We start from the raw sequence: 10,987 nt of genomic DNA on the forward strand, positions 1-10,987 counted from the left end.
CGCCATGAGACGCCGCAGCCTGGTCGTGGAGACCATCGGCACGATGATCATGTCGACGGTTCTGCTCGGGTTCGCCAACGCTCTGCTGGGCTGGGACCTCAGCACCGGCCAGACGTTCCTCATGGGTGCGGGAATCACCGCCGCGGTGGTAGTCGTGCAGCTGACCGTCGACGTGGCCCGGCAGGACCGCCGGATCAACCTGGTCAAGGGCGTGAACAGCCTGGCCGGGACGGTCGGCGCGCTGGCGTTCGCGGTGGTCCTGGTCTGGGCGGCGTTCCACGTCCGGGCCGGTCAGCAACCGTTCCCGGACGGTGTGGTCACCACCGCCACGCTGTCCAGCAACGCCGACGGTGGCCGGTACACGACCGCCACGTACACGTTCACGACGCGGGACGGGCAGGAGATCTCGTTCGACGATCCGATCTCCGCGGGTGACCAGCCCGACGTCGGCACGACCGCCGAGGTCTCGTACCGGCCGTCGGCGCCCGGGGACGCCCGGCTGGTCCGCGGCTGGTCCGGCTGGACGTTCTTCCCGGTCGTGATCCTGGCCTTCGGCATCCTGCTCCCGACGGTGCTGATCGTGTCCGCGGTCCGGCGCCTCCGGTCCACCCGCGCTAACGCGTAACCGGTAGGTTACGCTTCACGAGTGGATGACGTCGCCGCGGCCATAGCCGACCCGGTCCGCCGGGAGATCCTCGAGATGCTGCGCGAGCGTCCCCTGCCCGCCCAGCGGATCGCGGACCGGTTCTCGATCAGCCGGCCCGCCGTCAGCCGGCACCTCCGCGTGCTGCGGGAGTGCGGCCTGGTCCAGGACACCCCGTCCGGCCGAGAACGCCACTATCGGCTCGACACGTCGCCGTTCACGCAGCTCACCGAGTGGCTGGCTGGATTCGCGGCGCCCGGGGCCGATCGGGCCGGCGCCTGGAACCGGCGGCTCGACGCGCTCGAGACCGAGGTCCACCGCACCCGCCGCGACCACCGCCGGGACACCACCGCCACCGACCGACAGGAGAACACCGCATGACCAACCCACCGACCGGCCGGCTCGTACCCACGGCCACCGGCAGCGACCTGGTCCTGAGCCGCACCTTCAAGGCCGGCATCGAGGACGTGTGGGCCAGCGTGACCGAGCCCGGCCGGACCGCCCGCTGGTTCGGCACGTGGACCGGCGACGCCGCACCGGGCCGCACCATCAAGGTGCAGATGGCGTTCGAGGAGGAGACGCCCTGGATGGAAGCCAGGGTCGAGGTCTGCGACCCGCCGCACCGGCTCGCCGTGTCCACGGTAGACGAGGCCGGAGCCTGGCACCTCGAACTCCTGCTGACCAGCACCGACGGCCGCACCGAACTCCAGCTGGTGCAACACCTGAAGACCACGGAAGGCCTCGGCGAGGTCGGCCCCGGCTGGGAGTACTACCTCGACAACCTCGTCGCCGCCCGCGAGGAAACACCCCTGCCCGACTTCAACGACTACTACCCGTCGATGAAGGGCTACTTCGAGGCCCTGACCGACTGAGTCAGTTTGCATGTGGGGCGGATGCGTGGGTACAGATGCTGCATGAGACGTGTGGCGCGTGCGGTGGTGGCCGGTGGGCTCGGGTTTGCTCTGGCGGCTTGTTCGTCCGACCAGCCGGCCGCGCCGGCGCCCGCCGGGAGTGCGTCCGCGGCGGCCGAGCCGTCGTCGTCGGCTGCGGTTCCGGCGCTCGTTGCCACCACCGTGCGGCCGCTCGCGGGGACGGGTGCGTCGCCGTTCGATCAGGAGCGGCAGGTGCAGGCGCCACCCGGCTGGACCGTCACGGTGTGGGCGCGGGTGCCCTCGGCGCGACTGCTGGCGTGGACCCCGGACGACCGGCTGCTGGTGTCGCGCCCCAAGTCGGGTGATGTGGTCGAGCTGGTTCCCGGCCAGGGTGACAGTCCGCCCACGCAGCGCACGCTCGTCGCCGGGCTCAATCAGCCGCACGGGCTCGCGTTCACCGACGACACGCTGTACGTGGCCGAGAGCGATCAGGTGGACGCCTTCACCTACCGGGCCGGGGTGCTGTCGGACAAGCGGGTCGTGATCGACAACCTGCCCGACGCGAAGAGCCCGGAGCTCGGTGGCGCCTACGCGCACGCGCTCAAGAGTGTCGCGGTCGGCAAGGACGGCACGATCTACGTGTCCGTCGGCTCGACCGGCAACGTCTCGGCCGAGGACCGTGACGCCGACCCGGAACGCGCCTCCATCCTGCGGGCCCCGGCCGAGGGCGGCGAGCCCACGACCTTCGCCCGCGGTGTCCGCAACGGCACCGGCCTCGCGGTCGACCCCGACGGCGCGGTGTGGACGGCGGTCAACAACCGGGACAACACCGAATACCCGTACGACGGGGACTACGACGGTGACGGCGAGTCGGACCAGGGCGAGGTCCTGCAGGAGTACGTCAACGATCACCCGCTGGAGCCCTTGGCCCGTCTCGAACAGGGACGCGACCTGGGCTGGCCCTACTGCAACCCGGACCCGGACCTGCAGCCGGGCGCGCCGGACTCGCCGCTGAGCTACACCGAGCGGCCCTTCGTCCGTGACATCCAGAAGAACGCCGACGGTTCGAAGCTCGACTGCGCGGCACTGCCCCCGGTCGAGCAGGGCATGGGTGCCCACTCGGCGCCGCTGGGCCTGAGCTTCGCCACCGAGCCCGGCCTGGCCGGCGAGTACGGCCCGGGTGCCCTGGTCGGCGTCCACGGCTCCTGGAACCGCACCCCGCCCCGCGCGCCGGAGGTGTCCTTCTTCGCGTGGCGTGACGGCGCGCTCGGCCCGCAGCAGACGCTGCTGACCGGCTTCCAGGCGGAGAACGGCTCCCGCTGGGGCCGCCCGGTGATGGCCGTCCAGGGCCCCGACCGCGCCCTCTACGTCAGCGACGACCTGTCCGGGTCCATCTACCGCGTCACCGCCCCGTGAGGAGTCCGGCGGCGGTGAGCCGGTCGACGAGGTGCTGCCTCAGCTCGGCGGAGAACGGCTGATTGTCGTACCGGAAGATGCGGGTGTCGGTGTCGCCGGCCGGGACGGTGTGGGTCCTGGTGATGTCGATGATCACGCCGTCGAGGTCGGCGAGGACCCACTCCCAGTGATCCTCGGCGTCCTCGAGGGAAACCGGCGCGCCCAGAGCGGCAGCGACGTCCTCGAGGCTGCGAGTGGTCCGGAACCGGATGTCCGTGCTCACGGGTTCAGGCTACAAGGGTGCTGTGAGTGCCGGCTGGCGGTGAGAACGCGCCGGAATGGGGTAGAAAGCGGGTATGGCGCGACCGATCTGGACCGGGGCGATCACTTTTGGGCTCGTCTCGGTGCCCGTGGCGATGTATTCCGCCACGCACGAGCACGAGGTGTCCTTCCATCAGTACGAGAAGGGCACCAGCGACCGGATCCGCTATCAGCGGGTCAACGAGCGCACCGGCAAGGAGGTCGACTACGACAACATCGTCAAGGGGACCGACGTCGGTGGCGGGCAGCTGGTCCTGCTCGACCAGGACGAGCTCGACTCGGTGGCGCCCGGGCGGTCCAAGAGCCTGGACCTGCACGCGTTTGTCGACCTGGACGACATCGACCCGATCTTCTACCAGAAGAGCTACTACCTCGCGCCCGGCAGCGAGGAGACCGCCAAGGTGTACGCCCTGCTGCGTGACGCCATGGCCGACACCAACCGCGCGGCCATCGGCACGCTGGTGATGCGGGGCAAGGAATACCTCGCCGCGATCCGGCCGGACGGCAAACTGCTGGTGCTGGAGACCATGTACTTCGCCGACGAGGTGCGCGACCCGGCGAAGGAACTGGACGATCTGCCCCGCTCGACCGCCAAGCCCGCCGAGATGAAGATGGCCGTGCAGCTCATCGGCTCGATGTCGGCCAAGTGGAAGCCGAAGGACTACCGCGACAGCTTCACCGACCGCGTCAACGCGCTGATCGAGGAGAAGAAGGCGGGCAAGGAGGTCACCGTCGCGGAGCCCGCACCCGACGCCACCAAGGTGACCGATCTGATGGCGGCGCTGCAGGCCAGCGTCGAGCGCGCCCGCAGCGGCCGCAGCGCGGCGGCAACGGACAAGGACAAGGGCAGCAAGGCCAAGGGCAAAAAAGCGCCCGCCGAGAAGGCACCTGCCAAGAAGCCGGCCACGAAGGCCAAGAAGGCAACTGCCAAGAAGGCACCCGCCAAGAAAGCACCCGCCAAGAAAGCCGAGGCGCCCGCCAAGAAAACCGCTGCCAAGAGGGCCACAAAAAAGGCGGCCTGACGCATAGTCTGGCGTCCATGGCACGGGACCTCACAATGGTGTTGCGCGGCTACGAGCCCGCCGCCGTCGACGCTTTACTCGATCAAGCCGAGGCCGCGACAGCCTCCGCCGACGAGTCGGTGCAGGCCGCAGCGCGGGGCGCGTTGCAGGATGCCAGCTTCGCCGTAGCTCTCCGCGGCTACGACCGGCTCCAGGTCGACGAGGAGGTCGGCCGGCTCCGGGCCGCGCTCGGCGACGGCGCGGTGAGCCACACCCCGGCGGAGCCTCAGCCGGACGACTTCACGGTCGTTCTTCGGGGGTACGACCGGGGTGAGGTCGATCGCGCCCTGGTCGCCGCCGATGCGGCCCTGGAGACAGACGGCGAGTTCGCCCGGGCAGCGGCACGCGATGCGCTGCGGGACACCCGGTTTGCGGTGACGTGGCGGGGCTACGACCGCGGCCAGGTGGACAGGTCCGTCACGGCGCGACTGCAACGGCTGAGCTGAGGAGCTGACTGTGGAGCTGGGGATGGCACTGCCGACGTCGGGATCACTGGCGTCCGTGCCGAACATCAGGCGGGTGGCCCAGGAGGCCGAGCGTCTCGAGTACGCCGCACTGTGGACGTACGAGAGGTTGCTCCGGCCGATGGCGAAGATGGTGCCGGGGGCGGACGGGGCTCTGGAACGGATCCCCGCCGAGTACAGGGAGACCTACGAGCCGCTCGAGACGCTCAGTTACGTCGCCGCGCTGACCGACCGGATCAGGCTGGGCACCAGCATCATCGACGCGTTGTTCCACGTGCCGGTCGTGCTGGCGCGGCGGTTCGCCACGCTCGATCAGCTGAGCGGCGGGCGGGTCATCGCCGGGATCGGTCAGGGCTGGATGCCGCAGGAGTTCGCCACGGCCAACGTGCCGCTCAAGCGGCGCGGCGCCGGCTTCGACGAGATGGTCGCGGCGATGCGGGCCTGCTGGGGGCCGGACCCGGTGGAGTACCAGGGCCGGTTCTACACGATCGAGGCCTCCGAGGTGAATCCCAAGCCGGTGCAGCAGCACCTGCCGATCATCGTCGGCGCCAACACCGAGGCCGGCCAGCAACGCGCGGCGCGGATCGCTGACGGGATCAATCCCAATGCCTTCTCGTACGAGCAACTGGTCGCGTCGGTGCAGACCTTCCGGACGGCCGCGGCCGACAACGGGCGGGACGCGTCCACACTCACCGTGACAGCACGCGCGAACGTACCGATCACGGCGGATCCGATCGGTGAGGGCCGGCCCTACCTCGGCGGATCCCCCGTCGAGATCGCCGGCGACCTCGCGCGTCTCGCGGAGGCCGGCCTCGACCACGTGCTCTTCTACAACGTGGCGCCGGACGGCATCGAGAGCCACCTGCGCCTGATGTCCGAGCTGCGGGAGCGCGTCGGCTAAAGTGGTTGCAGTCTGCAACCACTACGGGGAAGAGGCCGCACGTGCTGACACAGGTCGCCGAGGGTGTGCTGGTCCACGAGAGCGAGTTCCTGAAGAGCAATGCCGTGGTGGTCGAGGGCCGCACCGGTGTGCTGCTCGTCGACGCCGGGCTGCAGGAGCACGAGTTGGTCTGCCTCGCGGACGACCTCGGGCCGGACCGGCCCGTGGTGGCGGGCTTCTCGACACACGCGGACTGGGACCACGTGCTCTGGCACGCCCGGCTCGGCACGGCCCCGCGGTACGGCACGGCCCGCTGCGCCGCCACCATCCGCGAGGAGTTGACGGACCCGGAGGCGAAGGCCCGCATCACCGAGCACCTCGAGCCCGCGGGCATCGCCGAGCACGTTCCGATGGACCTGCTCGGCGAGATCACCGGGCTGCCCGCCGGAGCGTCCGAGATTCCCTGGGACGGCCCGCGGGCCCGGATCATCGAGCACCAGGCGCACGCACCGGGCCACGCGGCGCTGATCATCGGGGAACGCCGGGTTCTGATCGCCGGTGACATGCTGTCCGACGTCCTGATCCCGATGCTCGACCTGGACGGCACGGCGGACCCCGTCGAGGACTACCTGGCGGCGTTGCGGCTGCTGGAGAGCGTGGCGGACGACGTCGACGTTGTCGTCCCCGGTCACGGGTCGCCCGGCGGCGCCGGGGAGGTCCGCGCCCGCATCGAGCGGGACCGCGCGTACGTGCTGGCCCTGCGCAAGGGGGAAACTCCCGACGACCCGCGCATCGGTCCGGCGGCCGAGCCGGGCTGGGAATGGGTCAGCGACATGCACGACGGGCAGGCCGAGCGTCTTCGCGTGTTGCATCGCAGCTGAGGGCACCGGTCTAATCACCGCATGCCGCACGCGTTGACCTTGAGTGAACTGATCGACCGGTACCTGCCGCCGGCGACCGAGGTGTGCCCGACCTTCACCGAGAACTCCGTGTACGAGCCGATCATCGACGGCGTCACCTACTTCAGCGCGCTCGCCGAGCAGATGGACGCGCTCGGCCCCGGCGACGCCGTCTACATCGCCGGTTACCAGGCCGATCCGCAGCTCGACCTGTCCGGGCGGGTGGCCGGCGAGCCGGGGTACAGGCCGTTCACCGACGTGCTGGCCGAGAAGGCGGCGGATGGCACCGACGTGCGGATCGTGCTCAGCGCGGCCGAGTTCTCCGGCGGGGTGCCGTGGCTGCCGGTGGGACCGTTCCGGGCGAACACCCTGGCCGCGCGGGTGATGCGGGCGTGGCTGCCGTCGAACCGCGAGGTCGCCGAGCCACCGCTGCACGACCGCGTGCTGCTCGACTGGTCCGGGCCGCTGATCGGGTCCAACCACCAGAAATTCGTGGTGTTCTGCCACGACGGTGAGCTCACCGCGTACGTCGGCGGTCTTGATCTGTCCCCGACCCGCTTCGACAAGTCGCCGCATCACCATCTGCGGCTCGGGGTGCACCGGTGGGGCTGGCACGATGCGGCCGCAAGGCTGCACGGCCCGGCGGCGGTGCGGGTGCGGGAGACGTTCCGGTCGCGGTGGGAGAACGCCGCCATCCTGCCGCCGCGGAAGATCGCCCGGAACCTGCCGGCGCAGTACTTCCGCCTGCCGAGCGGTGGCGGCCTGACGGTGATCAATCCGCCCGACACCCCGCTGACCCTGCCACCCGTGCCGGAGCAGCCGGACCGTCCGGCCGACGGGACCGCGGTGCAGGTGCTGCGGTCGTACCGGCCGTGGTCGCTCTATCGCCACCGGGGCCTGCGCCGGATGCGCCGGGCCAACGTCACGCGGGCCGGGATCCAGGAGGTCTACCGCGCCCTGGTCACGGCGATCCGGGGGGCCGAGCGCTACATCTACCTCGAGGACCAGTACTTCCACGAGGCGCCGGGCGGTGATCCCCGGTTCCAGCTCTACGGCGAGCTGCGTGCCGCCGCCTGCCGCGGCGTCAAGATCATCCTGATCGGGTCCGGGCGGCGGGACCCGGCCGACGGTGGGGACAGCACCGTACGCCCGGTGATCACCCGCGATCTGCGCCGGCGGGTGCTGGACCAGCTCTCCCCGGAGTCGCGGCGCAACGTGGTCATGTACCGCGTCGACAACCTCACCGTGCACACCAAGCTGATGCTCGTCGACGACGTGTTCATCAGCATCGGCTCCGCGAACTTCTTCAGCCGGTCGATGGTGGGCACCGACAGCGAGATCACCTCGACCATGGTCACCACCGGGCACGCCGTGCGCGACCTGCGCGTCAAGCTGTGGGCCGAGCACCTGCGGGCACCCCTGAACGACGAGGTCACGCCCGTCCTGTCCGATCTGGACACCGCGCTGGGCATCTGGCGGACCGAATGGCTGCCGGACGGTCACCCGCCGGAGACCTGGCGCCGGGCCGGCTCGCCCGGCGGTTTCCACCCGTCCGAGCGGGCCCTGATCCCGGCCCGTTACTCGTCGTTCGTGCTGCGCCGCGAGTCCCGGCGCTGATCGTCGCGGGCCATTTCCTCCTGGCGGCCCGGCTCCTCCCGCAGGATCGCGCAGGCAAGCCAGGCGTCGGGGATCCCGAACGCGTCGACCAGCGTCGCCGCGTGCGGACGCAGCTCCTTGAGCAGGCCGTTGACCGCAGAGGTGAGCAGCTTGGAACGGCCCGGCGTGAGCCGTTCGTGCTCCAGGAACCAGCCCTTGCCGGCCTCGATCGTGCTCAGCGCGAACAGGTCGCACACCCGCGCGAGCAGCTCCCGGGCCGCCGGGTCGGTCGCGCGTTCGATGCCCGCGACGAACGCCTCGAGCACCACACGGTCGATGTGCGCGCTCGCCGCCTCCAGCACGTGGTCCTGGACATCGTTGAAGATGTCGAACGGCCGGTCCTTCTTGGTCGCGGCGCCCTTGCGCAGACGCCGGATCACCCCTTCCAGGACGTGCTTCTCGCGGTCCTCGAGCATCTTGAGCTGCCAGCCACGATCGGTGAACGCACCCGCGTCACTGCCGCCCGGCGCGGCGTCGACCAGCCGCCGGATCAGTGACCGGGCCGCGGTGCGTTCCAGGACCATCTCGCGGACCTGCTCCGCGACAAAAGTGCCCCGCCCCCAGCCGTCCAGAGATTCAAAATTGTCCCTGTACCCGGTGAGCAGCCCCTTGGCGACCAGCTGGAGCAGGACAGTGTTGTCCCCCTCGAAGGTGGTGAACACGTCGGTGTCGGCCTTCAGGCCCGGCAGCCTGTTCTCGGCCAGATAGCCGGCGCCACCGCACGCCTCACGGCAGGTCTGGATCGTGCGGGTGGCATGCCAGGTCTGCGCCGCCTTCAGCGCCGCCGCCCGGGACTCCAGCTCACGCTGCCGGTGCTCGTCGACCGGCCCGTCCGCGGTCTGCACCTCCTGCAGCGTGGTGACCAGCTCCTCCTGGGCGAAGGTGAACGCGTACGTCCGGGCCAGGGCGATCAGGAGTTTGCGCTGGTGGGCCAGGTAGTCGTTGAGCACCACCTCGCGGTCCTGACCGGGTGCGGTGAACTGGCGGCGGGTCTCGCCGTAGCGGACCGCGATGGTCAGCGCCTGCCGGGTGGCCGCGGATGCAGCGCCGCCGACGGTGACCCGGCCGCGGACCAGCGTGCCGAGCATCGTGAAGAAGCGGCGCGCGTCGTTGTCGATCGGGCTGGTGTAGGTGCCGTCCGGGGCCACCTGGCCGTACCGGTCGAGCAGCATCTCGCGCGGCACCGCGACGTGATCGAAGGAGAGCCGGCCGTTGTCGACACCCAGCAGCCCGGCCTTGTGTCCGTCGTCGCCGATGGTCACACCCGGCAGCGCGGCCCCGTCGTCGTCCCGGAGCGGCACCAGGAACGCGTGCACGCCGCGGCCCTCGCCCTGCGTGACGAGCTGGGCGAACACCACCGCCATCCGGCCGTCGCGGGCCGCGTTGCCGATGTAGTCCTTGCGCGCGGCCTCGTGCGGCGTGTGCAGGTCGAACGTCCCGGTCGCGGGGTCGTACTCGCAGACGGTCCGCAGCCGGTGCACGTCGGAGCCGTGGCCGGTCTCGGTCATGGCAAAACAGCCGAGCAGATCCGCCGAGATGATCTCCTTGAGGTACGTCTCGTGGTGATGGCGGGTGCCCAGGGCCGCAACCGCACCACCGAACAGCCCCCACTGCACGCCGGCCTTGACCATCAGCGAGAGGTCGAGCTGGGCCAGCATCTCCGCCGCGGTGACGGCCGCTCCCGGCTCGAAAGCACCACCGTGCTCGTCCGGGAACATCGCAGCGGCGCCCAGGTCGGTGGGGAGCTCGCGCAACAAGCGGGTGATCCGCTCGCGGGCCTGCTCGAGGGTCTCACCCGGCACGGCGACGAAGTGGTCCCCGGCGAGCTGGGTCCGCGCCGCCCGCCGGACGTGTCCCCACCGCCCGTCGAGCACATCCTGCACACGAGCCGGATCGACGGAATCAGCCTTCATTACTCGACAGTAACAACGGCCGGGGCCGTCGTCCCGCGCGGTGTAAAAATGAGGTCATGAGCACGATTCTGATCACCGGCGCCACCGACGGGCTCGGCCGTGGCCTCGCCGAACGCCTGGCCGCCGAGGGCCACGACCTCCTCCTGCACGGCCGTGACCGCGCCCGCCTGGACGCCGTCGCCGAGGCGGTCGGGGGCAAGCCGGTCACGCTGCTCGCCGACCTGTCCGACCTCACGCAGGTCGCCCGGCTCGCCGACGAGGTCCAGTCGGCCACCGACCGGCTGGACGTCCTGATCAGCAACGCCGGCATCGGCTCCGGCGAGCCCGACGGCCGCGAACGCCGGGTCAGCGCGGACGGCTACGAGCTGCGCTTCGCGGTCAACTACCTCGCGGGCTTCCTGCTCACCGAGAAGCTGCTGCCGCTGCTGAGGCGTACAGGATCGGCCCGGATCGTCAACGTGGCCTCGCTCGGGCAGGCACCGCTGGACTTCGACGACCTCATGCTGACGCGGGGCTACTCGGGCACCCGCGCGTACGGGCAGAGCAAGCTGGCGCAGATCATGTCGGGCTTCGAACTGGCCGGGCGCGTGCCGGCGGCCGAGGTGACCGTCACCAGCCTGCACCCGGCCACCTACATGCCGACGAAGATGGTGCTGCAGGAGGTCGGCCACCAGATCGACGACCTCGAAACCGGGGTGGCGGCCGTGCGCCGACTGGCGGTCGGGACTGACGTCGCTGGAGTGACCGGCCAGTTCTACGACCGGCAGCGCGAGGCTCGGGCCCACAACCAGGCCTACGACGCCGCCGCCCGCTCCGAACTCCGCCGCCGAAGCCTCGAACTTGTCGGGCTCTAGCCCGCCGCCGCGGCAGACGGGGCTTCGCG

12 protein-coding genes are annotated in these 10,987 nt (G+C 70.7%); 10 read left to right on the plus strand and 2 right to left on the minus strand.

Annotated features, from left to right (window positions below; all coding sequences use genetic code 11):
* Positions 1–4 precede the first annotated feature (4 nt).
* Genes AFR_RS23400 through AFR_RS23415 form a run of 4 tightly spaced genes read left to right on the plus strand, consistent with a single transcriptional unit; the run spans position 5 to position 2,931 of the window.
* Positions 5–625: a DUF3592 domain-containing protein gene (locus AFR_RS23400; protein ID WP_158510564.1), complete on the plus strand. Its 621-nt coding sequence runs from the start codon at positions 5–7 to the stop codon at positions 623–625.
* Between the two features lie 21 nt (positions 626–646).
* Positions 647–1,024, plus strand: a complete 378-nt coding sequence (locus AFR_RS23405; protein ID WP_023363453.1) for a metalloregulator ArsR/SmtB family transcription factor — start codon at positions 647–649, stop codon at positions 1,022–1,024.
* The gene (locus AFR_RS23410; RefSeq protein WP_023363455.1) at positions 1,021–1,515 is read left to right on the plus strand and encodes an SRPBCC family protein; all 495 of its coding nucleotides are present in this window, start codon (positions 1,021–1,023) and stop codon (positions 1,513–1,515) included. The genes AFR_RS23405 and AFR_RS23410 overlap by 4 nt, the downstream gene beginning before the upstream one ends.
* A 42-nt stretch (positions 1,516–1,557) precedes the next feature.
* Positions 1,558–2,931, plus strand: a complete 1,374-nt coding sequence (locus tag AFR_RS23415) for a PQQ-dependent sugar dehydrogenase (protein WP_041841070.1) — start codon at positions 1,558–1,560, stop codon at positions 2,929–2,931.
* On the opposite strand, the gene AFR_RS23420 is transcribed toward AFR_RS23415, so the two are convergent.
* Positions 2,918–3,193: a hypothetical protein gene (locus AFR_RS23420; protein WP_023363459.1), complete on the minus strand. Its 276-nt coding sequence runs from the start codon at positions 3,191–3,193 to the stop codon at positions 2,918–2,920. The two genes, AFR_RS23415 and AFR_RS23420, sit on opposite strands and share 14 nt — an antisense overlap.
* 73 nt (positions 3,194–3,266) lie before the next feature.
* On the opposite strand from AFR_RS23420, the gene ku reads away from it, so the two are divergent.
* From ku to AFR_RS23445, 5 genes are read left to right on the plus strand one after another with little or no spacing between them, the layout of a single operon-like run.
* Positions 3,267–4,253, plus strand: a complete 987-nt coding sequence (gene ku / locus AFR_RS23425; protein ID WP_023363461.1) for a non-homologous end joining protein Ku — start codon at positions 3,267–3,269, stop codon at positions 4,251–4,253.
* A 17-nt stretch (positions 4,254–4,270) separates the two neighbouring features.
* Positions 4,271–4,738 (plus strand): hypothetical protein, encoded by a 468-nt coding sequence (locus AFR_RS23430; protein ID WP_041841071.1) that lies wholly within the window; start codon positions 4,271–4,273, stop codon positions 4,736–4,738.
* A 22-nt stretch (positions 4,739–4,760) separates the two neighbouring features.
* Positions 4,761–5,657 carry a TIGR03619 family F420-dependent LLM class oxidoreductase gene (locus AFR_RS23435; protein ID WP_023363465.1) on the plus strand — a complete coding sequence of 299 codons (897 nt, stop codon included), beginning with the start codon at positions 4,761–4,763 and terminating at the stop codon, positions 5,655–5,657.
* A gap of 41 nt (positions 5,658–5,698) precedes the next feature.
* Positions 5,699–6,517 (plus strand): MBL fold metallo-hydrolase, encoded by an 819-nt coding sequence (locus AFR_RS23440; protein WP_023363467.1) that lies wholly within the window; start codon positions 5,699–5,701, stop codon positions 6,515–6,517.
* A 21-nt stretch (positions 6,518–6,538) separates the two neighbouring features.
* The gene (locus AFR_RS23445; protein ID WP_023363470.1) at positions 6,539–8,152 is read left to right on the plus strand and encodes a phospholipase D-like domain-containing protein; all 1,614 of its coding nucleotides are present in this window, start codon (positions 6,539–6,541) and stop codon (positions 8,150–8,152) included.
* On the opposite strand, the gene AFR_RS23450 is transcribed toward AFR_RS23445, so the two are convergent.
* Positions 8,113–10,104 carry an acyl-CoA dehydrogenase family protein gene (locus AFR_RS23450; RefSeq protein ID WP_023363474.1) on the minus strand — a complete coding sequence of 664 codons (1,992 nt, stop codon included), beginning with the start codon at positions 10,102–10,104 and terminating at the stop codon, positions 8,113–8,115. The genes AFR_RS23445 and AFR_RS23450 overlap by 40 nt on opposite strands.
* 56 nt (positions 10,105–10,160) lie before the next feature.
* Between AFR_RS23450 and AFR_RS23455 the strand changes: the two genes are divergently transcribed.
* On the plus strand, positions 10,161–10,958 hold the full coding sequence (locus AFR_RS23455; RefSeq protein ID WP_023363476.1) for an SDR family NAD(P)-dependent oxidoreductase: 798 nt from the start codon (positions 10,161–10,163) through the stop codon (positions 10,956–10,958).
* Positions 10,959–10,987: the final 29 nt, after the last annotated feature.

Origin of the sequence: Amorphoplanes friuliensis DSM 7358 (assembly GCF_000494755.1) — a bacterium.
Taxonomy (GTDB): Bacteria; Actinomycetota; Actinomycetes; order Mycobacteriales; family Micromonosporaceae; genus Actinoplanes; species Actinoplanes friuliensis.

What these genes read in the sequence shown, in the direction of transcription:
- AFR_RS23400 (WP_158510564.1), top strand. Translation starts at nt 5, where the DNA reads ATGAGACGCCGCAGCCTGGTCGTGGAGACCATCGGCACGATGATCATG.
- AFR_RS23410 (WP_023363455.1), top strand. Translation starts at nt 1,021, where the DNA reads ATGACCAACCCACCGACCGGCCGGCTCGTACCCACGGCCACCGGCAGC.
- AFR_RS23415 (WP_041841070.1), top strand. Translation starts at nt 1,558, where the DNA reads ATGAGACGTGTGGCGCGTGCGGTGGTGGCCGGTGGGCTCGGGTTTGCT.
- ku (WP_023363461.1), top strand. Translation starts at nt 3,267, where the DNA reads ATGGCGCGACCGATCTGGACCGGGGCGATCACTTTTGGGCTCGTCTCG.
- AFR_RS23430 (WP_041841071.1), top strand. Translation starts at nt 4,271, where the DNA reads ATGGCACGGGACCTCACAATGGTGTTGCGCGGCTACGAGCCCGCCGCC.
- AFR_RS23435 (WP_023363465.1), top strand. Translation starts at nt 4,761, where the DNA reads ATGGCACTGCCGACGTCGGGATCACTGGCGTCCGTGCCGAACATCAGG.
- AFR_RS23445 (WP_023363470.1), top strand. Translation starts at nt 6,539, where the DNA reads ATGCCGCACGCGTTGACCTTGAGTGAACTGATCGACCGGTACCTGCCG.
- AFR_RS23450 (WP_023363474.1), bottom strand. Translation starts at nt 10,104, where the DNA reads ATGAAGGCTGATTCCGTCGATCCGGCTCGTGTGCAGGATGTGCTCGAC.
- AFR_RS23455 (WP_023363476.1), top strand. Translation starts at nt 10,161, where the DNA reads ATGAGCACGATTCTGATCACCGGCGCCACCGACGGGCTCGGCCGTGGC.